Raw genomic sequence first — 23,379 nt, 5'->3', positions numbered from 1 at the left:
TGGTTACTCCTCTTTCTAATTCGCAGGTGCAAAATTAACTTGATTTAACGATGAAATATTAATTATATCTCCATCATCTAAGTCTACAGTTACCTGTTTTACTCCATCTTCACCTAAAACTTCATTAGACTTATTATCTCCATCTTTACTAGTAACTATGAAGTTTCCACCTCCGCTTGCTGGTGTAGCTGTGTATCTTCCTTTTCCAATATCTTCTCCTACCACAAATCTTCCACTATAAAGTGACAATGCTTTATGATCTGTAACAAATTGAGCTGTAACTGGTTCAAAATGAGTTTTATTTATACTCTCTAATTTTATCTGTTCATCTTTAACAAGTTTTACTCTAACTTTTGAAACTCCCATTCCATCAGATGTTCCTAAAATTTCATTTACATCAAGGTCCATACTGGCTGCATTTGTAATAGTGAAATTACCTTGTCCATCTGCTGGTGTTGCATCATATACTCCTTCTGGAATATCCTTTCCTACTGTGAATGTTCCCGCTCCTAAATCAGTAGCTTTCCCCTGTACTTGTCTTTGCTTAACTTCTGGTTTAGTTTCAGTTTTAGTAGCCGTAGAAACTTTTGTACTCTTTGAAGTTGTAGAGCTTGCCTCTTTTGTGGTAGAGGTGTCCTTATTTCCATCACTACCTAATGCCTTACCTGCCACACATAGTATAATTATTATTCCTACTGCTGATATAATCTTATGCTTCATGAAAAAATTCCTTTGGTCTTTTCCACAATGTGGGCATATTTTTGCGCCTTTGGCAATTTCTTTACCACATGCTTTGCAAGTTGTCATATTTTTATTCATTATGAGTCCCCCTCTAGATATGTATTTTTCTTTTATATTGTAACAAAATGTTAATATTTTGGCAATATTTTATACAAAAATAAAAATAAAGTAAAATATCAAGTTTAAATATTATTTATCCATTTTTATATAAAAGTATAAATTTATTCTAATTTTATATTGACACGTCCTATTTAGACGTGCTATAATATAATTGTAAGGAGGAGTGATAATGAAACCAAAAGAAATATTAAAAATCCTAAAAAATGATGGTTGGGAAATAATAAGACAGCGAGGTTCACACATTCAGCTAACTCACCCAACTAAAAAAGGAATTGTAACAATTCCAAATCATAATACGGATTTAAAAGTCGGAACACTGAATTCTATACTTAAACAAGCGGGACTTAAATAAAGTCCCCTTGCAAAAGTTTTATAATAAATAATATTAAAATTCAAAAGGAAGTGGTAACTTGAATAAAAAAGATAAGTATATTTATTCTGCTATATTTGAACCTGCTGAAGAAGGTGGCTATTGCATCACCTTCCCTGATTTACCTGGATGTATAACCGAAGGTGATACATTAGCTGAGTCTTTATCAATGGCAAAAGAAGCTTTAGAATTGCATCTATATAGTTTTGAAGAAGATAATGAAGAAATCCCCGAACCAACTGCACCAGAAAAAATAAAAGCACAAAATGGCAGCTTTATAGTCCCTATTGAAGCCTTCATGCCTTTAATACGTGAAGAAATGGCAAACAAGAGTGTAAAGACTACTGTAACAATGCCACAATGGCTTAAAAAGCTTGGTGAAGAGAAAAAGGTAAATTTCTCTTTGATTCTTCAAACTGCACTTAAACAACATCTAGGCATTAAAGATAATAAATAATATTAAACAAAAAAAAAGAAATCTGCTCCCTGACCAAAGTTTGCAGATTTCCCGTACAACACCCAACTGAAATAAAGGAGTTGCTAAAATTATAATAGCATACTCCAATAAAATTGAAAAGGAGTAATTCAAAATGACAAATTTAGAAAAAAGTAAATGTGAAAAATTATGCAAGGAAGCAATAAACAGTATTGAGGAAGCTAATGAATTATATAAAAAGGCTGAAAAAGTTGATAAAGAACTTCATGAGGCAACTATGAAACTAAGGAGAGCAGACCAAAAACAAGGATACGCCGAGGGAATTAACCAAGTGCTGGCTATTATAGGATATAAATCGGAATCTATGAAGCAGTTAAGTAAACTGCTATAAATCTTGAAGGGAGTTTTTAAAATGGTAGGTACTGTAATAGACTATTCTGGAATAAATGATTGTTTCCCATATATAAAGGTTGTAGCTGGAGAAAAATTTTATACTATATACCCAAATGAATTTCCAACAGATATTAGAATGAATGATGATATTGAGTTTTACCCAGGAAGTAATAAATATAATCATTTGGGCGTAGTGACATTAAATGATTATATTTTGATAGATTGTGGCTTAATACATCAGTATGCTATTAGAAAGCAGCATAAGAAATTTATTGAGAATGTTACTCTTTATGATATTAGAATTATAAAAGATTTGAGTTCATATGATATGGAATTAATAAATAATAAAATAATTTTTAGTAATGGATCTGATAGAGTTGTTTTTAAAAAAGTTGAAACTTCTGGAGAATTGCAATGGATGCTTGACGAGTTTATATAAAATAGTAAAATGTAGTTAGATTGGAGTGAGAATATGAACAAAACATTATCTAAAACAATAACAGTTATAACAATGTGCGCTATGCTCGCAGGATGTGCAAGTGTAAAAGCTGCTACAAAACATAATAAGAAACATCATAAAGCTAAAACAACTGTAGAACAAACACAAAGCACTACATCAACGTCTACCACAGCACAGCAAAATACCAGCAGTGGTAATATAAGCTATTATTTTCCACGTGATAACGGTCAACCGGACAAGCGATTAATTGATATTATAAATAACTCTAAGAGCAGCTTAGATATTGCCATTTACAGCATCACAAAGAAGGATATAGTTGACAGCATTATATCAGCTAAAAAACGAGGTTTGATCGTAAGACTTATCACAGATGGAAAGGAATCAGAAAGTAAGTCCGAAGCTAAGGAGCTTTCTCTACTAAAAAATGCCGGAATACCCATTAAGGTTAATACACACACTGGTTTAATGCATTTAAAGGTTACTATTGCGGATAGCAAGATTGTAACCACTGGAAGCTATAATTATACTAATGATGCATCATTCAAAAACGATGAAGTGCTTGTTGTTTTGAATGATGTAACTGTAGCAAAACAATTTGAAACAGAGTTTACTCGCATGTGGAATGATAACAGCAATTTTAAAGAATATTGATTATTTATTTTATTATTTGTCAATAATCCTAATATGTAGTTATTTAACCAACCTCAGGGATGCATCTTTATGGTGTGTCCTTTTATTAATTAAGGAAGTGATTAAGTGCAAAAATCTCATATTAGAATAAGTACTGCTATATCTGCAACATTATTTGTTTTATTTTTTATTAGTGTGTTATACTTAAGAAAATAATGTTTTAGGAGAATTAAAATGAAGGATATCGAGAAATGTTTGGAAGTTAATATACAAGCTCTTAAGGATGCTGGGTTTATAGATGATGATGAAGAGTTGAGCGAGAAAGAATTGTCGGAACTTAGGAAGGTTATCAAACATGCTAAATGTGACAACTGTCTTAATGAAGCTTGTACAAGATAACAATTCATAGAATAATTTTAGATTTATAGTACAGAATATTAGTATCACTCCTCTCATGATTAAAGAAGGTGATACTAATGAAAGTAATTCTAGTAATAATCAAAATAATAATTCTGCTAATAGAATTCTTTCGCTAAACACTTTATAGAGCAGCTGCCACTGCTCTTTTTTTATGCCATTTTATACTAGTTATTTAAAAATAAATTATGTTGTATTCTTTTGTGAACTAATACGATACAAAACTTCTACTAATATTATTATCTCTTTCAAAATTTTTATTCTAATATTATTTATTAAGTTTTTAATATTTTTGCGAAAATAGTGGTCTCGCAAGTTTTTGCTTTACAATGAATTAACTTTTTTAAAAATTAATTTTACTTATATTGCAATTATGGCTTATGGCGCCTTTTAACAAAGTAAGTATTCATGCGTGTTTTGAGGTTTCCACCTCAAAATGTAATTTCACTGTTTTTAATATTATTTATTAAGTTCATATATATTATTGACATAACTCCTAATATTATTTATTAAATTTAATTGTTTTTTTAATTTTTAATATAAATTTGAGGAATATAGGTATTAAGGATTGATTTTGAGAATAGATTTATATTGACGGTATGAAAAAATACCGCACTCCCACATAGCAATTCCGTAGGAGGCGATAGTATGAGCCCTAATATAATTAAGAAGATTATAGCTGCCCTAAAGCTTATATCTTCAATTTTAGAGTTCATAAGCAATTTTTTTAATAGATAATTTTTCATGAGCAGATTTTTATCTGCTCTCTAATATTATTTATTAGATATCTATAATTATATTATGAACTCACTTACTGAAATATGTATTGTATTAGTTCACATTATTGCGTAAATTAAATTTTGTGTAGTATTAGTTCACAAAGAAAGGTGTGACCGTTCCATATAGAACAGCCACACCTTTATTATTTATCTTGCCGTTATCGGAAAAATTAAGATTAATTAAAGCTTGCATTGTTTGACTTAATCTTATTTAGAATGCTCTTAAAATTATTTTTAGCAATCCACTTTATATTTTTTTCAATTTCTATTGCCAGGAAAGGAATATGTGGCCCTATTTTTGCATAAATTTTTATCTCGCATTTTAAAACAACATTTATAAATTTATTTTTTAATAGCATACAATTGCCTCCCTTCATTACTCTTAGTTATCATTTGATTTGTCCTCTTGTTTTTTCACTGAACTTTCTTCTATATACATAGGCGTATTTAATAATTTTTTAGTATCTTCACTTCTGCTAAGTACTTTTTCATTTACTTTAACATCAGGATTTGCGCTTAAAAACACATTAGCTTGTTTAAATATAATTGCTGCTGTCTCTTTCGCTATTGGTTTTAAACTGCTAGTATCAATTCCTACTTCCTCCATAATTTTTATTATATTTAGCTCTGTACTTGTTATATCTAAGCTTTCTGCAATATTTATTTTACGTCCTTGTCTAGTAAAATTTCTTACAAAAAATTCATGAAATTTTGAAAGTATACCTAAAATTATTTTTCCAATATCAGAATTTAAATTAATATTAAAATTCCAAGTTCCTGACTCCACCCTGACAATTTCTATTGGTTCAACTTTTTCATCCACATTTAAAATCATACATAATTGTGTATACATAATTTGTATAGGATGTATGATACTTTTAAAACTTTCCTGCGTAATATTTTCAGTGTTACTTCTAATCCTTAAAGGTGCATCTTTAATTCCTTTACATAAATCCTTATTAATAATACTTGTATAGCTAAAGAGTGTTTCCAAGGTATCAATTTTCACTATCATATCACTTAAAATCTTAAAACATTGGCTATAGTTATTTGATTTATCTGCATCATTATTAAATATTCTTCTTATTCTTATTATTTCTTTATAATCAAATTCAATTGTATTTAATAAAAGATCTATTATTTCATTATTATATAAGGCTTTTATTTTGTTAATAGTATCTTTTAATTCATATCCATCTATCGCAATAAGTGTTTCCCTTAGCATAGTGTATTGATTTCTAAGATTCGAGCATGCCGCATTAATTTGATTAGTAGCGGCACTACAGCAAGCTACGAATAAATTGTTATTGATTTCATTACATCTTACTAAAGCATTTCCTATATATGATCTAATTTCTTTTAAATTATTTACTAGCTCAATTTGTTCTTTATTGCTATCAACTATATCTTGAAAATTCATTATTTTGCCTCCATATATTCATATTTCACTAAATATGTGTTACAATAGAAGCATACTTAATGAAATACGTTTATTTAAGAAATCACTGCTGATTGGTCGTCAAAGTGGTTTCTTTTTATTATTGTATAACCTTTTACTAAAAAGGACAAGTATTTACAAAAAATAAAAATAAACCCTAGAATAGCTTTTAGACTACTCTAGGTCTTTTTTTACTTTTATTACTGTACTGCTGCTGTCGATTTAATAGTATTTAGTTTCTGTTGCAACTGTTGATTTTGACTTTCAAGGGTATTGACTTTATTTAAAGTATCCTGGAGCTGTTTATTCTTTTCAGCTTCACTTACTGGTACATGTCCAAGATCATTAACAGCATTTTTAATAGTCGCATCTATAAGAGCTTTTTTATTATCATCTACCTCAATATTTAATTCTTTAAGCACATTTAATACAACACTTTCTGCTGCTCCTGCTCTATCATCTTTTCCGATATCTCCAGCATGATAAAGTTGTTCTGCATTTCCGACAGCAATCGGCGCCCACTTCTCTATAAGATTTATAACGCCTTGTGCTTGTATAGGAAGTAGTGCCTTTACTTCGTCCACTGCCGCTTGTACCAATGCACCTTTCGTATTTAATTCTTTTATAGCTCCATCTACGTTTATGCCTTTCTTTTTTGCATATGGCAATATTCCAATTACAGCTCCTAAAACTCCTACAGTAGTTCCTAACATTGCAATTACACCTAATAAATTACTTGATAACATTTTACATTACCTCTTTCTTTATATTTTTTATTTTTATAAATTAAAAAGAGTGCCATTTGACACTCTAATTTAGCTTAGCTTTAATATTTTCTTCCAGGTATCTTGACCTACTATGCCGTCCATTGACAACTTGTAATATCCTTGATAATTAATAACCGCTTGTTTTGTGCCTTGTCCAAATATTCCATCCATGCTTAATCCTGAATGACATAGGCTGTTAAGTACGTATTGAAGCCACTTAACAACATTCCCGGTTGAACCTGTTCTAATAGTTGGGCACTTACTAAGAGTTTGTGGTCCTGGTATTCCATCTGCGTTAGCGCCGATAAGTGATTGCAGTTGCTTGATACTACCGTTAGGCGTAAAATTGTTTGAATTATTTCTATTTATTATTGAATTAAATGCCGGGCCAGTAACATTTAAATCTGCATTCTCACTAATACCATTAACTCTGCCACTTTCAGAATACTGCCATATCGCATAAGTTCCCCATATAGGTACTTTGGGACTCGATACCCCATAGTTAGCTATCCATAAATGGTACTTAGTTATAGCAGAATTTAAATAGCTGTTAATATAGTTTGGATTGCAATAGATTATCGCTGGTGCTATTGAAGATATAGTATCTAAAAATGCTAAACATGCATCCGTCATATCTCCGCTGCACTGTTGTTCAAAATCCAGCACTACAAAGTCTACATTTGCTGGACAATTTTGTTTAAAAAAGTTAGCTTCTTCAATTGCTCCAGCCTTGTCCTTAAATCTTGCAAAATGGTAAGCACCTGCAATAAGTCCATTACTTTTTGTACTTGCTACATTCTGCTTTCCATATTTGTCAACAAAAGTGCTACCTTCTGTTATTTTAGAGATTACAAAGCCATATCCAGCATTTTTAAAGCTGGTAAGCTGTCCATTATTAAGAATGTTCATTGTTTCAGTTCGTGCTAGTCTTAAGGCATCATATGCGCCAACACCCATTGCATTCTTTAATGCAGCTGCCATATTATTTATTGGCTGTCCTGAAGCTATCCCATTAACAATTACACTGTTTAGGCTTTTTAATAGCTTATCTTTATTTGCCCATGTCCTTGTACTAAAATTACCACCTTGCCAATTTTGTTTTATAGCACTATCTATAAATTTATCATCTAAATAACTCCAATCAATCTTTATGCCTGCTGTTTTATTAATATACTGGGTAGTTTGTTGAACTACATCCTGAAAATTCTTATATAGGCTTTTGCTTAAAAAAAGTTCCTCGTCATATCCAAGAGATTTAATATTTTTCTTTATATTGCTCTGGAGATTATTGAGCCTATTAAATCTATACATTTCGGTTGTGCTCAAGGTATCGCCGTCTGAGTACTTCCTATACAATGCATCAAGTTGACCTTGAATATCGTTGTATAGCTTTTTATACTGCTGAACCAACTGAACATTCTTTCTTTCCTGGTCATTATATATACTGTGAGCTATCTGCTGGATTCTGTTCATCCAATACTGACTGTTCGGCATTGTTATCACCTCCAGCATTACTTCTTGGCGGTATGTTATCTAAGTTTAAGCTTGGACTTTCTTCATTCTCTTTTTTTACCTTCTCCATTTCTTCCTGAACATCTGTTACAAAAGGCAATTGAGCTAATAATGTCTCATTACTTACCATTCCCCTTAACTGATTCACAACTGTTGCTATATCAACTAAATTTGCCGGTATATTTCTTGTAAATGTTGTGTCTATTGCAGTGTAATCATATTTGCTGCCTTTTAAATTTAACATATTGGTTATTAATTCATTCCTTCGTTGAAGAGCCTTTTTAAACTTTCTTTCCTTAACCACTGCTAACTGCTCTAAGCAAAACAATTTAAATTTAACAGCGATACCGCTAAGATTTCCACTAAACTTTTCATCCTCCAAGTCAGGAGTTTTAGAGAACTTATGAATATCATCTTTTAACCTTTTCTTAAAATTCTCTGTAGCAGTATCATTTATATCTTTAACTAGCCAACTAGCATCACCATTTTCATCTACAAGTATTACCCTATTCTTTTTCATTTCCTTAGTATCTTCGGAATCAGTACCGCTCATACCCTTTAACAATAAATATGCATCAGTGAAGTAATCAAAATCATTCATGGTATCGCTCTGCATACCATCATAGGCATCAATGAGAGTTATCACGCCCTCATAGTCTCCTGTCAACTCATGGTTATTTTTAAAATGTATTACTGGCACTTCACCAAATAGATTTTCCTTTGTGTCGGTAAGCGTTAATTCGCCTAAGTAATCATCATAGTAGTTTATAGAATCTTTTGTATACACTTCAACTTTAACTATTGGAAGTACTTCATCTTGACCATATGCTGTGGGTTCTGAAACTGAATAATATCTAACCGCGCATAATGGAGTTGGATCTATATTATTATCATAAACTAATAGAAGTTGCTCATTGGGTACAAATTTAAATCTTGTGTTACCATCATCATCTATATAGATTAATTCAAATGCTTCACCTTTTATACTACAAGTCTTTGCTAACTCAATGTTTTCGTCTGCCTCATCATTGTAGTCGTATATATCCTTAAGCTTTTGCAAATACTCTTCGTTTGTATCAGAATCAGAACTATACGTTACTGGATTTCCTATAAAATAACCTGTTGCCAAATTAACTATATAACCAGGATAATCATTCACAAGTTTATTGTTAGGCTTGCTTGGATCCCCACTTGTTCTATCCAATATATCATGCTTATAGTCATAATAGCTCTGCAATTTTTGATATCTTGGTAGTAAATGCTCTTTATGATAATTAATTAATGCTCTTATTGTATCTGCATCATATGTCTGTATATCAAATCTTACTATATCCACTTTCTCACCTCCTACAATCCAAGTAAATCTTTATTTATAGTTCTTAATGCATTACCTTTTAAATTAGAAACCTCATATTCATCAAGTGCATACCAAATAGCACTAAATGTATGTGGATCTATGTTGAATTCATCCTCAATTATTTCTCCATCTTTATCTACTGCATAGGTTAAATCTTTTAATTCGCTTATAGTGTTAGGACATGCATCTGAGCATATAATTTTTTTAAATCTCTTTACCTTTTTGGTATATTGGAGTCTTGAGCCTTGAAATTTCTTAGCTGGCTTCATGTTAAAACCCTGTTGCTTATAAAAGGTAATTGTTTTAGGTTCAGCTGCATCTGCCTTTATTAGCTCTCTAGTATTTTTGAATTCTTGAAGTTCTATTGAAGTTTTATCATCTGTCATATGGTTTTTATAATATTCCCAGTATATATAAAGTATTTTATTCTCATGGTCTATTTCTAATCGAACCACAGCATTATATGATGTTTCGAATCCAAAATCCATGCCTACTCTATGCATTGGTTTTCTTATAGATTTTATATTTTCCAATACTTCGTAATGTGGTTTAACTTCAAATTGTGGTAATACTCTTGTTCCATTTATTCCATAGTGTCCTTTACGCGCTATTCTGTATAGATCAATATCATAGGTCTTTAACTCATCAAGCTGCTCTGTGTAACTTTTAGGCAAAAATAAATTATCATCAGCAGTTGAGTGATGATAATACGTATTACCTTTTATTATTATTCTTTTTTTATAGAGTTCTTCATCATCAAGTATAAATATTTTCTTCTTGTCATCCTTAAAGAAATGCTTATATGTCCAGTTGCTTTTGCTTACGGGATTACTTGTTAATATCATGTGTAATGATAGGTTTGGATGCCTTAAACGTCCTAGAAGTTCTTTAAATCCTTCATATTTTACTTCTGAGCACTCTTCTATCCATATAATAGAAACATTGTTTATGGATTTTAACTTTACTGGCTTATCCATTCCTTTGAATATTATTTTACTGCCATTGGGAAATTTAACTTGCATTGGTGAAGTTGTGCATTTTATTTTATCTTCTAATCCCATGTCTGTAACTATTTCCTCTAGTAATGAATAGCAGCTGTCTCTTATAGTGTCAAACACTTCTCTAACTACCAGCGCTGTTCTCTTCTCCTGCAGCAACTTAAGAATTATTTTTAAAGCGGCATTATAGCTTTTTGATGATCCATAGCCTCCAACTAAAAGATAGAATTTGTATTCCCAGTCAAATAAGAAATCTTCAAAGTGAGGATTAACTTCTTTTTCAATCACTATTTCCTCACTCCTCCCTTACTTCTCAAAAACTTTATTTCACGAAATTAAATGCTATTTTTATACGTAAAAAAGCGATTATCTTGTCAAATTGCGTTACTTTTATGAATAAACATACCGTTTCAATCGATTTATACATTTATTATACATAGATATCTTATACAATTATTCATTTTTGCGCTTTATTACTATCTCAATAGGCTCATTGCTATCATTATTCTTAGACTTGTCTATCTCTGATTTAAGCTTTTCGCATTTCAGTCTTTGTTCTTCTGTTAACAAATCTATATGATCACTTAACCATTGCATAGCTTTCATTTTATCAAGTAATTTTATTTTTGCTCCATCCTTACCTTTTGATATTTCAGATATTAAAGTACCATCTACATTGGAACTATCTTTAAAATGTGCATAGTCCATAGTAAAAGTTTGCGGATTACCTTCCTTATCAGTCTTTTGTTCTCCTGCTTCATCTAGTATTGGAATTTCTTTTGTACCAAACTCCATGAACTCATTCATATCTGCAAAAGCTATATCTAAGTACTTTTGAATCAAGCTTTTTTTTATAAGTTCTTTGTTAAATTCCATTGATATTAGTCTATCTATTTGTGCTTTAACCTTAGCATTTCTTAGTAGTTGACTACCATTGACCATTGCTGTTTCGTAAGTGCATTTATACACCTTTTTATATGCTTTAGTAGCATTCATACATTTACTATATATAACGCAAAAAAGCCTTTGCTTATCAGTAAGTTGGTCATTATTTAAAACTTCTTCAACTTCCTGCTGCATTGGCTCTTTTTTAGGCTTCTTATTTACTTTTTTATGTTTGGAACGTTCCGTATTTTTATTGCACTTTTTTTGGAGCGTTCCATTTAATTTATTATCCCATTGGTCTTTATTCTTCCATCCCCGTATTGTTCCTGGTGAAAGATTTAAAGTTTCTGCAATCTTGACTAAATCAATGTTTCCTTTATGATTCTTGTATATTTCAAATGCCTTATCGCGACTCGGACTTCTTTGCCTTGGCACATCACCTCACCTACCCTAGTTGGTTATTTGCTTTATAAAAAAGAGCCAGTTAAAGCTCTTTTTTGATTAATTATTAATATGTATCTCTTACCGTTGAAAGACACGTATGACCATCAACAGGATTTCCACTTCCGTCCAAAACTTCCACGGTATATCCTGGATATTGTTTCTTAAATTTTAATTTCCATTCACCAACCGTAAACGAGTTTTTTGACATTCTGGTAGCCTCGTACTGCTTTGGAAGCGATTTATCACTTCTGCAATTTGTCCCATCTGGGTTTATAATATTTACTTCAAATGACTCAATGTCATAAATCCTTTTTTCAATATTTTTAACGCTAACCATTTATCTTCTTCCCCCTTTAAATAATTTGTACGAATTTATCATTCATTATATAATAATTCTACAAAAAAACGTATTTTCCTGCTTCATTTAGATGAATTTAACATTTTATGCTGAATATTGTTATTAAAGGTGGTTGATTATTATGGAGGATTGATAAAAATGGCTACAAATACTGGTAAAGGTTATCGTATTGGTCCCGTTAAAGTACATTCACAAAATCACGATCCTAAAACTGACACTTGAATTGAAAGAGATACAGGTACTGAAAGATTTACAAATGGTAAAACATCAAGTGATGCTCCATTTAAAGGAGTACGTAAAGAAAAATAATTCTTTTCATTAAATAAATCTATGTCAGTCACCTTGTATAAAAGCAATATTATTATCTTTCAGTACTTGATATAGAACATTTGATAACCTTGTTACGCTTTCCTCATTCTGCTCCCATCCACAGAAATCAAATACACCATGTACTATTTCATGCAACATTGCAATTTCACCTTCCATCTTTATTTTATGATATAGAATAAAGAACCCACTTAGGAGTCCTTTTTATATCATCCCTTGTTGTTTCATTAATTTCACTGCCGTTTCTGATGCTATATCTATAAATATTTTTTGAACTGTAGCTCTCATGGTTTCACCAACATTTCCTAAATACTTTTTAATTTTTAAAACACCAACTTGAGTTTTAGGATTATTTGTTGATATATCTTTTGCAGCTTTTTTTAATTGTTGTTTTTCATCTTCATTTAATTCGTCAATTAAATCAACAGTTTCTTCTAAAGCCTCAATTTTGGCTTTTGTCCAAGGATATGGATTTCCACAATATTTGCAATATGCTGGAATAGTCATGTAATCTATATCTCTGCTGAAACATTTAATGTGCTCTGCTTTCGTATACGTTATACTTTCAATTAAATTATTGCAATTTGGGCATTTGCTAATAGCTTTAGCTCCACATTCTTCGCAGTAATCACTATTGTCTGCCGGAAATGTTTTCATGCTATCATTTATCAAATGCCCATTTTCACAGATTAATGCATTGTCAACATAGCTATCAATATCACTATCAAAATTATCTATCATTAGTATCCCCCCTTATTCCAACATTCTACAATATCTTGTAAAATATCACAATAACAATTTACACATAAATGAAACAATGACCAGAATTAACCAGTGCCCTTTAAGAGGACTTTAAATAAATTTCTATGCTCTCATTATAAACCTTTATAAGATTAAAAATAATTTAGATTTAATGCATATTTTATGCGCTTTTTAGCACATAAAAAAATTTCATGTCCTGCATCTTTTTATTTATTGGTTCCTATTGAATCAATAAACTTATAAAAATTAGGGGTTAAATTTCCTTTGTCTCCAGAATAGTCCAAATACGCCCCAGTAATAGTTCTATATAGACCTGTTCTGTTCAATCTTGTAAGTACGCCTGGAATTTCTTTCTTTGGTATTTCTAATTCTCTGTATACTTTATCGATAAAATTATCCCAAAATTTATCTGCCATTTCTAAATCACTCTTAGTATTATCTTTTGGATTCTCTTTTTCAAAATCAGATAAAATTATTAATACCTGAAATTCCTTATAGCTCATATCATCTAATATATTTAACATTTCTTCATATTCATCACTCTTATTAACATCAAAGTGTTTTTTCTCAACATAGTTATTAAAAAGTTTTGCAAATAATTTAATCTTTTCTTCCCTTCTTGTATTTAAAACATATTTTACAGTGCAAAAATAAGAATGTAAAAATCCATCTTTTTTCTTATCTTCTTCAGAAAGACTTATTTTCCTTTTAGATAATTCATCAAAAAAAACATATATACGTTTTTCTCTCATTTTGTTAATTTGAGCTACTAAAGCACTATCAACTGCTGAACCCAACCCCGGTATAGCCTGTGCTAAAAAACGTATATATGGATCATTTACATATCTCTCTGCCATATTATCTGCTATATTGCTTAATGTATCAATTGATTTATTTTTCATTATAGTATATCTCCCCTTACAAATTATTCTAAAAAATCACAATATATTTATTATACTACTGCGCATATATTTTGTATCCTGTTGTTTGTAAAAACTCACAGGCATTTTCTTTTATTATAGGAAATCTGTAATCATATTTTCTAATAAAAAAGTTTTCATTTATTTTCACCCTACTTCAAAATAAAAAAGAACCCTTGTAAGAGTTCCTTTCAATTAGCTCTAAATCGACTAACTTGTTTTAAATATAAAAAAGTTATTTAAGATTCTTTTCTATAGTTTTTTATAAATTCAATAGTTAATTTTTTCAATAATTCCGTTTGTTGACTAAGTATTTTTTCATTGTTTCCGTTCTCATAGAAACAATATTTGTTATGAACTTTATCTAATTGTATCAGCAATGCTTTTGCTATATTAATTTCATCTAATTTTATATGTAATAAATAATAAATTTCTACTGATACTTTTCTATTAGACCTTGGAACTTCATTTATATCGCGTAATATTTGGGAATAAAAATATGCATCTATATCTGTAATATATTTTGCAACAAGTGAGGCTATTTCATCAGTAAACTTCTTCTTATAGTTTGCAATTTGTGTATTTCTATCTTCTTCCTGTACTTTTCTAGTTACTTTAGTTGTTAAAAGTACTGCTATTAAAGTTCCTATCCCTCCAATTAGTCCTCCAAGATAACTTCCCCAAAACGAAATCCATGAGCTATCATTTGATTGCTTTAATAATAAATTCACAAAAAAAGGAATTGCTATTAGTATTATCAATAAACCTATAATATAAAACTTATATTTAATTACTTTTTTATATGATTTGCTCATAATACCCTCTCTTTCTTTTTGCTGTTTTATAATGTCTGTTTCTTCTGGAATAATTTTTGAAATTTCATTTGTACTTATATACTCATAGTTATTTTCTTTATCTACTATCAAAGTAAAGTTTCCAGTATCAAAAATTATTTTCCCTGTTTTTATTTGATTATTTTTATATAATATTTTTACATATTTAAGTTTTTGAATTTCATTATAAATATTTAATATGCTATATGCCTGTAGCATAAGTATATAGTCAATAATTACAAGACAAATCAATACAGGAACAATATCAAATAAATATTTATAATAAAACGTTTCTATTTTATTGCTACCAATCTCTTTATTTCCCTGCCAAATAGATATTGTGTCTCCGTTCTTTATTCCTTTTTTATAGTCAAGATTTATTTCGCCATATTTATTATCATTAGTTTTTATTTCTAGTTTTTTCACATTCTTTTGTTTATATAATTCACCAATTTTAACATAACCTAATTTATCATTATTAACTTTAATTAAAAGATTATTTGATTCTGATTTGTTTTTTATACTTGATATATCTAATAAGTTAGTATTATTTATTATTATAGAATAAACCCTGTTTTGTAAGCTATCACGTTCTATGTATATTTGACTATACATTGTTGAAATGTAAGATACCGGTAAAAATATAGCTGAACATACAAATAATATAATTATATAAATGCCGTAGTGTTTTTTGTGATATTTACCTTCACATATCTTTATAATTTTTTTCTTAAATCTCACACTTTCGATAATAATAAAAATAATTAAGACTATTGGATATACATATATAAGTTGATAACTATAATATTCCATTGGAACGCTTGTGACTGATTGATTTGTTGATTTAATATTCAAAAACAAACTAAAATAAAGTAATAACCCTACTATAATGCTTATAGCTCCAATCATTATAGAAAGAATCAAATATCCAGCACAATTTTCTTTTGATATGTTTATATATGCTTTATATCTATATACGTGCATTAACATATTCTTACCTTCGTTTAAAATAAACCAAGTCGCTGTAACTAGAATTGCAAAAGTAGTTGTAACTGCAAATATTATATAATATGAATTTTCAAGCACTAAAATCCCCCCTTTTGGTTTATATTTCTACATATAGTTCTAAATTCCTCCTACCATATTCAAATAAGTGAAAAGCACTGGAATTAACCAATGCTTTTCACTTATTTCTTTTTTATCTGCTGCCAAGCATCCCACCTAGCCACATTCTCAATCAATCTTTGCTTCTTCCTATTAACCTGTGATTGTGACATATGAAGTTCAACCCCAACTCTCCACTCAGGTAACTCCTTGTTATACTTAGTTTCAAGAAATTCTGAATCTCTTCTACGCAAACCGCCTATGTTATCACCAATAATCACATTGTCAGCTTCAATATTCCGTATTTCCTCCTCAATATCAGCTATCTCTTCCATTTTCCTTGATTGCTCTTTTATAAGTTTATCAGCTATTCTTACTGCAGTTCTTTCAGCATAGCTTTCACCAGTTGAGCTTGTCTGAACTCTTTCCTCATAGCTCATAGCTTTAGATTCTTCCGGAATACTTATATCAGTACTTCTTAGTTTCTTTTCTATCTGATCCACTTGCTTATTTAATATTTCAACTTTATGCTTAAGACTATTTATTACTTTATCTTTTTTAAAATAGTTATATATTTTCTTCTCTGTAGCTCTAAATGTTTCTTTATCTATCATGCCATCACTTCTCCTTTTAAAAATAAAAACACCGCAAAATTCATTTTTGAATAATACGGTGTTTTATAATTTCATTTCTATAATGTCGTAAATGCTAATCCATAATTAATTTGCAAATCCAATCCATATTCTTTTTTCACTAAATCTGTAATGAGATCAAATGCATCAGTACAATCATTATAAGTAACTTTTTTATCACTTGAAAAAAAGTCATGTAAATCTCCATTTCTCTTTATTCTAATTGTATGCATTTTGCTTGATTCTTTATCTAGTATAATTTGTTTATCCTTAAGAAAATTTATTTTTTTGAATGCAGTATCAATTTCGTCTCTAATGCTGTCCTGATTCTTTATATTTCTCCTTACCAAATAGGCATTAAACATCTTATTAATATACCATTCAACAATACACCAAGATTGAACAAGTGATTGCCTAAAATTTAAGCTCTTATATTCCCCAAGAGCACTATTTAATTGACTAAGTATTTGAATTGCTTTGATGTCTTTTATAACTATATTAATATCTTCAAAACAAGTCTTAAATACTTCTTCTTGAATAGGTTTTCTCATAAAAATTCTATCATCAACATTTATTGGCAAATCACATCGGTAATAGCATAGGTACCTTCCATGAAAATAATATGAAGTTGCTCCCCTAGGCACACCACTTGCTGTCCCTCCATCACCAATACTCAAACCAAAAGCTTCTCCTGTACGAATAATAAAATTTTGTAAAAAACCATGTGCTTCTTTTTTTAATAATGCTGAACTAAGAATTAATTGGATAGAATTTAGATACTTTAAATATTCCTCTATAAATCGGATATTACCGTTCTTTACATCCCGTTTTATGATTTTTTCTTTTTGATAATCCAATTTCTTGATTTTAGTCATTATTAAACCATCTTTACAAACTGCAAAATAAATTTCATCATTTTCATATTCGAATTCTATTTTTGATAACGCATTTGTAAATAATGAATCAGAAAAAGTATTTACTTTAGATACTAAATTATTTATATTGGGTGCTTCTCCAGCCCAAAAGGGTGTTACTGTGTAAAAACACACATAATTTTCCAAGGCCTGTCCCTCCCTTAATTCTTCTCATTCCTTGTGAAATATTTATATTATTTCTTTTTATTGTAATTGTAACACAAGTTTTACTTCATATACATTATCACACCGTATTATTCAATTTTCAAAGTACAAATTTATTATTTGATTATTATATAAGAGCAGAACATTACACCCATTTCCACATAAAATATTACTTCACTAATTACTTGCCTATATCTTCCCATCTATAATTACCACCAACACATGTCCTTATAATGTCCTCTCTGCTGTATTCTCCATTCTTAGGTAACATTAACTTGCATAAACTCCTAGTTGCATTGCTGCTTATATGAAGCTTGCTTTTTATCTTCTCCATAGAGTAATACTCTTCCGTAAACAATTCTTCTAGTTTTGCCTTAACTTGTGATTTATAGTGCTTGTTTAACTTCTTATTGAAATGCACTCCATATTTATGGTCTCTATGATGCACATTACAGAGATAAACATGATTAAAAGGACATTTATCTAGCGGCTTACACTCTGATTTAAAAATTGTGTGGTGGTCTTCTGCATATGGTCCACCTCACACATCACAGAAATGTAATTCGCTCATTCTATTTCTACTTTTCCCATATTATTCACCTTCCTGCACTTTAGCATTGCTTTTGAAGATTCCACACCATACACCATTGCTAAAGATTATATAGTGTGTTTTTGTTTCAAAATTGACCTTGTATATTTCATTCAAGACTAATGGAATACCATCAGTTAGCTCTAATACTTTTACTTTCATATTCGATTCCTTATATTCTTTTATTGTTATATATAGATAATTGGATTTAATTGAGTATACTGATGCATTTCCAGTTATCTATACTCTTAAGCCATACTATTTTAAAATTCTTTGATGCTTTTATATTTGCTACATCCAGTCGAAACATATCTTTGCCATTATCCATATACAACTTATTTTTATACTTCATTTTGTAAATAAGTGATACAATAAAAATAAAAAAGGAGTTTTTGCAATGAAAAATAATGCTATTCTTGATAAAACTGATATTTTAAATTTAACCTTGATTTGTTCAAATCAACCTTTACCCATAGTTCAATATTTAAAAGAAAATCCTAATGGTGCTACAGTGAAAAAAAACAATGTGTTTTTAGCTAATAGTGAATTTCAAGATATCAACTCTCAGTGCGAATCATTACTAAAATTACAAAAAATAAATTTAATCGAAATAACTTATGACACTTGGTATAATGAAATGAGTGTATATTCTGATTTTATTAAATACGAAACTGCACATCCTAAATTCAAAGAATATTTCAGAAAACGCGGCCAAGTTTGTGCGACTAAATCAGGCAAAAACTATTTATCAAAGCTTAAATAATTTTTATTAAAAATAGCATCTCATAATTCTTTATTTACTTTGGATAAGCCTTTTTTATTTGATGAAGTATCACTTATTATAAAAATATTTGATACTTCATTTAGTTCGTACTTTTCTTGAATTGCGAACTATTTTCTTTTAAATTGTCGTGATAATGCTAATTCAGCATTAAAAATTTCAATATTATTTTCTTGAAAATAATTTTTTAATTGAGATATATCCGCAATCTCACTGTCTCCAAGATATATAGGTACTTGCTTAAAAAGTAATCCTGTATAAATATTTGTAAAATACATATGTCTATCAAACCAAAATGGTTTATACGGAATATCTTTTACAAATACAATATCTGTACAAGTTAAATATTCATTCATTGATAATCCTCCTTAATCTAATTCGCATTTTATTCAAAATGTTGATCAAACTACGCTCCTGTATTAGCAACTAATGCAACTTGTTCTATATCCATATTTATCTCTGTTACTTTCAATTTTGCTTTTTTAAAATCACGGCTTTCTAATCTTGCACACCTTTCTGCATGAATTTTATCTTCTGCTATAACTACCATAGAATAATCTTCAGCATATGTTACTTTATCAATTCTATCTATTTTAAAACATTTCATTTTCAAATCACCACTGCATCACTTTTACTTATATTTCTTGTTTCTTTACCAATCTTAACCTCATAACCATATTTGCCTTCTCTTGTAACTGTATATTGCTTGCCTATATAATCTATATTTCCATACCAGCTACTTTTGCTATAGCTCATTATCATTACTTTCATCTTTACCATCCAACATACCAGTATTAGAAGCAAATTCTAAAATTCCATATATCATATTTATTAGATCATTTCCACTAAATTTACAGAACTCCATATTCAATTTTATTTCACCATCAGTTTCATTTTGTTCAATAACTGCACCTTTATTTATTGTCTTTGAAGTTCCATCTGAATAAATTATAGTTATTTTTTTAACATCAACATCATTTTCGTTTATGCTCATATTTCTGCACCTCCACATTTGCCAAAATTGGCTCATATTTAACTTTTTATTTATTTTTAATATAATTACACATTCGCAACTAAGTTGTCCTTAAAATCATTCCTACGTTGGCATATAACTCCACTTTATTTTTTCTTCACTGTGAACTTTATTTCTCCAATCAATTTCTTGACCGCATTCGCATTTTGTCTCATTACTGCATAAAAACTTTTCACACTTTGGACAAAAGTAAGCTATCCCGAGTTCATCATCATACTTCCAGAAGATACATTTTGCTTTACCTAAAACAGCTCTTACATGTGCCCTTGGTATTGCAGTACTGAAAATAGTTCCGTTTCTTTTAAAACTTATATTTAGGCTTTCACTACCAAGACCATATTCACTTACTATAGTTCCTTCTACTAAGCTTTTCCCAATGGTTGCTTGTACTAAATCTCCAACCTTAACCATCTTTCCAACATCCTGTTTTTCTTGAAAGTCTTCTAAAACTTCATCCTTTGCACAATCTACATGGGTAGTTTCCGTAAATTCTAGCACCCACCCATTAGAAATAATATCAAGCAGCTTTCCTTCAACTTCAACCAATATATTTTCATCACCATGCCTGTGTATGATCTGTTTAATTTTTCCTTTATATTCTTCTTTAACTTCCCGTAATTTCTGCTTCTGTATAGTATTTATTTCAAAGTCGTTTTTATAATACGATATCTTATCCCATGGAAGCACCTGAGTTTTCTTGTCCCATGTAAATTCTTTTCCACCCACTGTATTAATATAAAAAGTTTCAACTTTATTCATACGTTTTAATTCAACTTCCAGTCCTCCGGAATACTTTAAAATTAACCTGGATAGATTCTCATTTTCCATGATTTTATTTTCATCTAAGAATTTTTGTTGTTGGGTTGTTAGTTCTACTGCTCTTGTAGCTTTCTCAATTTTAGGTTCAGATTTTTCTTTGAGAATATTTGTGTACGATTGATCTATTTTTGTATCCAAAGTAAGCTTTTCTGTGTCCAAACTAAGTACTTTTGTATCCAAAGCCTTGTTTTCTGTAACTTTTTCCTTAGAAACTGTAAAATTCATATCAAACAAACTTAACTGAGTACCTGGCATATTCCCACCACCTTAAAAACTTTCCTTATTCCCTCTAAGATCATCCCTGGAATTACTGTAAATAACTCTAGCATCAACATGAACTTCTTTTAAAAATTCACATATTTCTTTAAGTCTTTCCTTTGTTGCAGAGTTTTCTCCACGCTTTGAAACTTGTTTAACATCATGTTTTATCTTTGACCACCTGTTATAAGCTTGTAAACTATCTCTCATAAGCTCATATGCTCCACCGATACTGTTCTCTTGTAAGTTTGAATATCTAGCAACTATGTTATTGAATAACTTGACTTCCTCGGTATATTCTTGTGTATAATCCATCTAATCACGCTCCAATAATTTTGGATTTTCATGTATATTTCCGATAACTTCAATATCATAGTCAGTACCTATTAACCATATAAAAGGTCTTAAGCCTTTACTTTTTGTATTTTCTCTTAGTCCAAAAGCTCCATAATCATGTGCTACAAGTAAAATGGATGTTCTTGTGCTTTCTAATTTCTCCATGCTGCAATCTGTATAATTTCTTTCTGTAAGTCTAATAATATCTCCCTCATATATTTCTTTACCCTTTTTGTCTTTAAAACCTATATACTGCATTATATTGTTAAGTTTTATATCTCTTTTTTCTTCAATTCTTACACAAATCATGCACCCATCATTATCTGTAAACCATCCGTATTCTTGGTTGCCATCATCACTATATGCCATTGTTTTATTTTTCTTATCCCATGCTCTAAATTTAATATTTCTACTCATTGCCATTTTCCTCCTTATAAGGTTTCCCACAGAATGGGCAATATTTAGCTTGCATATCCAAAGTTTTATGCCTTGTCTGAATTGCACCCTTCTTGGTTTTTCTTTGGTACTCAACCTTTATAGGTAAACTAAACTTTGTTTTCCAGTTATCTTCTGTATCAAAATACAGATTTTCAAAATGTGCTTCAATAGTTTTTACATCTCCGCACTCATGACAGAGTTCATGGAACTTTTCTCTTATTTCTTTTTCTATCCGTTTTATGCAATCACACATTGCTTTTACTTCCTTAGGTAGTCCCTAGCTTATACACTAGGGACTTACAAACTTAATTAATCAAATATACTTATTTGCGGATTCTCTATTGGAACTTCTACAAAATCACCAGTATCATCTTTTTTTAGTTCCTTTTCCCCAAAGTATTCACCATCTACCTTATCTACTTTCTTTAATGTTTTAGTGATATTATGCTTAAAATTTAATGCTTTATATTCATAAGTCTTTACAACTGGATGTTCTCCAAGTTCACTACCTTCCACTGGAAACTTTTTAGTTACCGTAGGAACAGCTAATGTTATTTTTAGGGATATATCACCGCTCTCAAATTCCCCATTATATGCTTTCTTTAGTACTTCAATCATTGCTACATTTAGCTCTTCCAACATAGGTTTAAATATTGGGCTATTTAAATCCACGTTTAAAACTGCTCTTGATAAATCTTCTCTTTCACTAATTTGCCTCATTACTTTTTATTCTCCCTTCTCTTTTTCTGCAACTCTTTAAAATCAATCCATCCATATTCATCACCGAATTTCAAGGACCTTGCTATCCATCTAAAGTCCATATCTGGATGCTGACTTTTTAAAAGTTTAAATTTAAACTCTCCTTGTTGTGTACTAAATCCCTTAACATCAATATAAGTTTCTGTATCATCAAGGCTGTATATAAGAAAGTCTAGTGTATATGTTGCTGCTCTTTCTGCCTTACCTTTATATTTAAATTTAGGTATTAACGTAAATTGCGGTTGCAACTCAAAATTTTTAATCTTACCTTTTGCCTTAAGTGTTTTAAGATACTCGTAAAATCTAGCTTCATCTTTGCTATCAAAAGTAATTCCATCTATAACACATTTCTCTGATTTATATTTACTCATTTACTTCACTTCTTTCTCTGCCTGTGGAAACTAGCTTTCGCGTTTAAGCTTCTCTCCACTAATATTTGTCTTGCTTGTATATCTGCTATTTGCTTACTCCTAGCAGCTTTCTTTTTTCTCTCCTGGATAACTTTATATGTCATTGCACCTTGCTGCTTAGGTGTTAAATTCTCCACATACCCGCCTTCTTTCAATTGAGTGTCATTTGATAATAATAAAATATACCTATAACC

The 23,379-nt window shown here is 30.0% G+C and carries 36 protein-coding genes; 7 read left to right on the top strand and 29 right to left on the bottom strand.

Translation table 11 applies throughout. The features are described 5' to 3' along the window. Positions 1 to 15 precede the first annotated feature (15 nt). Complete coding sequence (locus tag CUEA01_RS08360; RefSeq protein ID WP_234121194.1) at positions 16 to 819, bottom strand: zinc ribbon domain-containing protein; 804 nt, start codon at positions 817 to 819, stop codon at positions 16 to 18. A gap of 211 nt (positions 820 to 1,030) precedes the next feature. Here CUEA01_RS08360 and CUEA01_RS08355 point away from each other — a divergent pair, with 211 nt between their 5' ends. The 6 genes from CUEA01_RS08355 (at position 1,031) to CUEA01_RS08330 (ending at position 3,549) form a co-directional block, all read left to right on the top strand. Then, positions 1,031 to 1,213: a type II toxin-antitoxin system HicA family toxin gene (locus CUEA01_RS08355; protein WP_234121193.1), complete on the top strand. Its 183-nt coding sequence runs from the start codon at positions 1,031 to 1,033 to the stop codon at positions 1,211 to 1,213. A gap of 58 nt (positions 1,214 to 1,271) precedes the next feature. Next, positions 1,272 to 1,688: a type II toxin-antitoxin system HicB family antitoxin gene (locus CUEA01_RS08350; protein ID WP_234121192.1), complete on the top strand. Its 417-nt coding sequence runs from the start codon at positions 1,272 to 1,274 to the stop codon at positions 1,686 to 1,688. Positions 1,689 to 1,821: 133 nt separating this feature from the next. Then, positions 1,822 to 2,058: a hypothetical protein gene (locus tag CUEA01_RS08345; protein WP_234121191.1), complete on the top strand. Its 237-nt coding sequence runs from the start codon at positions 1,822 to 1,824 to the stop codon at positions 2,056 to 2,058. 21 nt (positions 2,059 to 2,079) lie between these two features. Further along, entirely contained in the window at positions 2,080 to 2,499 is a 420-nt protein-coding gene (locus CUEA01_RS08340) for a hypothetical protein (protein ID WP_234121190.1), read from the top strand. Between the two features lie 33 nt (positions 2,500 to 2,532). Beyond that, positions 2,533 to 3,171, top strand: coding sequence for a phospholipase D-like domain-containing protein (locus CUEA01_RS08335; protein WP_234121189.1), 639 nt, complete (start codon positions 2,533 to 2,535; stop codon positions 3,169 to 3,171). 213 nt (positions 3,172 to 3,384) lie between these two features. Further along, positions 3,385 to 3,549: a hypothetical protein gene (locus CUEA01_RS08330; protein WP_234121188.1), complete on the top strand. Its 165-nt coding sequence runs from the start codon at positions 3,385 to 3,387 to the stop codon at positions 3,547 to 3,549. A gap of 973 nt (positions 3,550 to 4,522) precedes the next feature. Here the strand turns inward: CUEA01_RS08330 and CUEA01_RS08325 are convergent. The 17 genes from CUEA01_RS08325 to CUEA01_RS08245 form a co-directional block, all read right to left on the bottom strand. Then, the gene (locus CUEA01_RS08325) at positions 4,523 to 4,705 is read right to left on the bottom strand and encodes a hypothetical protein (protein ID WP_234121187.1); all 183 of its coding nucleotides are present in this window, start codon (positions 4,703 to 4,705) and stop codon (positions 4,523 to 4,525) included. A 23-nt stretch (positions 4,706 to 4,728) separates the two neighbouring features. After that, complete coding sequence (locus tag CUEA01_RS08320) at positions 4,729 to 5,766, bottom strand: hypothetical protein (RefSeq protein ID WP_234121186.1); 1,038 nt, start codon at positions 5,764 to 5,766, stop codon at positions 4,729 to 4,731. A gap of 218 nt (positions 5,767 to 5,984) precedes the next feature. Further along, positions 5,985 to 6,530: a hypothetical protein gene (locus CUEA01_RS08315; RefSeq protein WP_234121185.1), complete on the bottom strand. Its 546-nt coding sequence runs from the start codon at positions 6,528 to 6,530 to the stop codon at positions 5,985 to 5,987. Positions 6,531 to 6,599: 69 nt separating this feature from the next. Next, positions 6,600 to 8,045 carry a GH25 family lysozyme gene (locus CUEA01_RS08310; RefSeq protein WP_234121184.1) on the bottom strand — a complete coding sequence of 482 codons (1,446 nt, stop codon included), beginning with the start codon at positions 8,043 to 8,045 and terminating at the stop codon, positions 6,600 to 6,602. Next, the gene (locus CUEA01_RS08305; protein WP_234121183.1) at positions 7,987 to 9,399 is read right to left on the bottom strand and encodes a phage portal protein; all 1,413 of its coding nucleotides are present in this window, start codon (positions 9,397 to 9,399) and stop codon (positions 7,987 to 7,989) included. The genes CUEA01_RS08310 and CUEA01_RS08305 overlap by 59 nt, the downstream gene beginning before the upstream one ends. An 11-nt stretch (positions 9,400 to 9,410) precedes the next feature. Then, entirely contained in the window at positions 9,411 to 10,709 is a 1,299-nt protein-coding gene (locus tag CUEA01_RS08300) for a PBSX family phage terminase large subunit (protein ID WP_234122147.1), read from the bottom strand. Positions 10,710 to 10,871: 162 nt separating this feature from the next. Continuing rightward, entirely contained in the window at positions 10,872 to 11,738 is an 867-nt protein-coding gene (locus tag CUEA01_RS24695) for a terminase small subunit (RefSeq protein WP_234121182.1), read from the bottom strand. Between the two features lie 73 nt (positions 11,739 to 11,811). Further along, entirely contained in the window at positions 11,812 to 12,084 is a 273-nt protein-coding gene (locus CUEA01_RS08290) for a hypothetical protein (RefSeq protein ID WP_234121181.1), read from the bottom strand. A gap of 354 nt (positions 12,085 to 12,438) precedes the next feature. Then, a complete protein-coding gene (locus CUEA01_RS08285) occupies positions 12,439 to 12,591 on the bottom strand; it encodes a hypothetical protein (protein ID WP_234121180.1) in 153 nt (50 codons plus the stop codon). Positions 12,592 to 12,636: 45 nt separating this feature from the next. Beyond that, entirely contained in the window at positions 12,637 to 13,173 is a 537-nt protein-coding gene (locus CUEA01_RS08280) for a DUF2321 domain-containing protein (RefSeq protein ID WP_234121179.1), read from the bottom strand. A gap of 227 nt (positions 13,174 to 13,400) precedes the next feature. Next, positions 13,401 to 14,096 carry a hypothetical protein gene (locus tag CUEA01_RS08275; RefSeq protein WP_234121178.1) on the bottom strand — a complete coding sequence of 232 codons (696 nt, stop codon included), beginning with the start codon at positions 14,094 to 14,096 and terminating at the stop codon, positions 13,401 to 13,403. Between the two features lie 257 nt (positions 14,097 to 14,353). Continuing rightward, on the bottom strand, positions 14,354 to 16,033 hold the full coding sequence (locus CUEA01_RS08270; RefSeq protein ID WP_234121177.1) for a hypothetical protein: 1,680 nt from the start codon (positions 16,031 to 16,033) through the stop codon (positions 14,354 to 14,356). A 101-nt stretch (positions 16,034 to 16,134) separates the two neighbouring features. Next, a complete protein-coding gene (locus CUEA01_RS08265) occupies positions 16,135 to 16,665 on the bottom strand; it encodes a hypothetical protein (RefSeq protein ID WP_234121176.1) in 531 nt (176 codons plus the stop codon). A 77-nt stretch (positions 16,666 to 16,742) separates the two neighbouring features. Then, positions 16,743 to 17,744, bottom strand: a complete 1,002-nt coding sequence (locus CUEA01_RS08260) for a hypothetical protein (protein WP_234121175.1) — start codon at positions 17,742 to 17,744, stop codon at positions 16,743 to 16,745. Between the two features lie 199 nt (positions 17,745 to 17,943). Next, a complete protein-coding gene (locus tag CUEA01_RS08255; RefSeq protein WP_234121174.1) occupies positions 17,944 to 18,096 on the bottom strand; it encodes a hypothetical protein in 153 nt (50 codons plus the stop codon). Positions 18,097 to 18,354: 258 nt separating this feature from the next. Next, positions 18,355 to 18,513, bottom strand: a complete 159-nt coding sequence (locus CUEA01_RS08250) for a hypothetical protein (protein WP_234121173.1) — start codon at positions 18,511 to 18,513, stop codon at positions 18,355 to 18,357. 46 nt (positions 18,514 to 18,559) lie between these two features. Continuing rightward, on the bottom strand, positions 18,560 to 18,703 hold the full coding sequence (locus CUEA01_RS08245) for a hypothetical protein (protein WP_234121172.1): 144 nt from the start codon (positions 18,701 to 18,703) through the stop codon (positions 18,560 to 18,562). 45 nt (positions 18,704 to 18,748) lie between these two features. Between CUEA01_RS08245 and CUEA01_RS08240 the strand changes: the two genes are divergently transcribed. Next, positions 18,749 to 19,114: an Abi-alpha family protein gene (locus tag CUEA01_RS08240; protein ID WP_234121171.1), complete on the top strand. Its 366-nt coding sequence runs from the start codon at positions 18,749 to 18,751 to the stop codon at positions 19,112 to 19,114. Positions 19,115 to 19,242: 128 nt separating this feature from the next. Here the strand turns inward: CUEA01_RS08240 and CUEA01_RS08235 are convergent, their stop codons facing one another. The 11 genes from CUEA01_RS08235 to CUEA01_RS08185 form a co-directional block, all read right to left on the bottom strand. Further along, positions 19,243 to 19,488 carry a hypothetical protein gene (locus CUEA01_RS08235; RefSeq protein WP_234121170.1) on the bottom strand — a complete coding sequence of 82 codons (246 nt, stop codon included), beginning with the start codon at positions 19,486 to 19,488 and terminating at the stop codon, positions 19,243 to 19,245. Between the two features lie 50 nt (positions 19,489 to 19,538). Then, positions 19,539 to 19,739 carry a hypothetical protein gene (locus CUEA01_RS08230; protein WP_234121169.1) on the bottom strand — a complete coding sequence of 67 codons (201 nt, stop codon included), beginning with the start codon at positions 19,737 to 19,739 and terminating at the stop codon, positions 19,539 to 19,541. 2 nt (positions 19,740 to 19,741) lie between these two features. Next, on the bottom strand, positions 19,742 to 19,903 hold the full coding sequence (locus CUEA01_RS08225) for a hypothetical protein (RefSeq protein ID WP_234121168.1): 162 nt from the start codon (positions 19,901 to 19,903) through the stop codon (positions 19,742 to 19,744). Beyond that, complete coding sequence (locus CUEA01_RS08220; RefSeq protein WP_234121167.1) at positions 19,878 to 20,126, bottom strand: hypothetical protein; 249 nt, start codon at positions 20,124 to 20,126, stop codon at positions 19,878 to 19,880. The genes CUEA01_RS08225 and CUEA01_RS08220 overlap by 26 nt, the downstream gene beginning before the upstream one ends. 102 nt (positions 20,127 to 20,228) lie before the next feature. Next, positions 20,229 to 21,239: a hypothetical protein gene (locus tag CUEA01_RS08215; RefSeq protein ID WP_234121166.1), complete on the bottom strand. Its 1,011-nt coding sequence runs from the start codon at positions 21,237 to 21,239 to the stop codon at positions 20,229 to 20,231. Between the two features lie 12 nt (positions 21,240 to 21,251). After that, entirely contained in the window at positions 21,252 to 21,557 is a 306-nt protein-coding gene (locus tag CUEA01_RS08210; RefSeq protein ID WP_234121165.1) for a hypothetical protein, read from the bottom strand. Continuing rightward, positions 21,558 to 21,995: a YopX family protein gene (locus CUEA01_RS08205; protein ID WP_234121164.1), complete on the bottom strand. Its 438-nt coding sequence runs from the start codon at positions 21,993 to 21,995 to the stop codon at positions 21,558 to 21,560. It lies immediately after the preceding gene. Next, on the bottom strand, positions 21,988 to 22,269 hold the full coding sequence (locus CUEA01_RS08200; protein ID WP_234121163.1) for a hypothetical protein: 282 nt from the start codon (positions 22,267 to 22,269) through the stop codon (positions 21,988 to 21,990). Before CUEA01_RS08200 ends, CUEA01_RS08205 begins: the two co-directional genes overlap by 8 nt. Positions 22,270 to 22,325: 56 nt before the next feature. Next, positions 22,326 to 22,736: a hypothetical protein gene (locus tag CUEA01_RS08195; RefSeq protein ID WP_234121162.1), complete on the bottom strand. Its 411-nt coding sequence runs from the start codon at positions 22,734 to 22,736 to the stop codon at positions 22,326 to 22,328. Next, on the bottom strand, positions 22,736 to 23,146 hold the full coding sequence (locus CUEA01_RS08190; RefSeq protein ID WP_234121161.1) for a DUF1064 domain-containing protein: 411 nt from the start codon (positions 23,144 to 23,146) through the stop codon (positions 22,736 to 22,738). The genes CUEA01_RS08195 and CUEA01_RS08190 overlap by 1 nt, the downstream gene beginning before the upstream one ends. A gap of 5 nt (positions 23,147 to 23,151) precedes the next feature. Then, complete coding sequence (locus tag CUEA01_RS08185; RefSeq protein ID WP_234121160.1) at positions 23,152 to 23,322, bottom strand: hypothetical protein; 171 nt, start codon at positions 23,320 to 23,322, stop codon at positions 23,152 to 23,154. Positions 23,323 to 23,379 lie beyond the last annotated feature (57 nt).

The organism is Clostridium hydrogenum (assembly GCF_021432385.1).
GTDB classification, from domain to species: domain Bacteria; phylum Bacillota; class Clostridia; order Clostridiales; family Clostridiaceae; genus Clostridium_S; species Clostridium_S hydrogenum.
The sequence above is the reverse complement of the archived record's forward strand: the minus strand, read 5'-3'. Positions and strand labels throughout refer to the sequence as shown.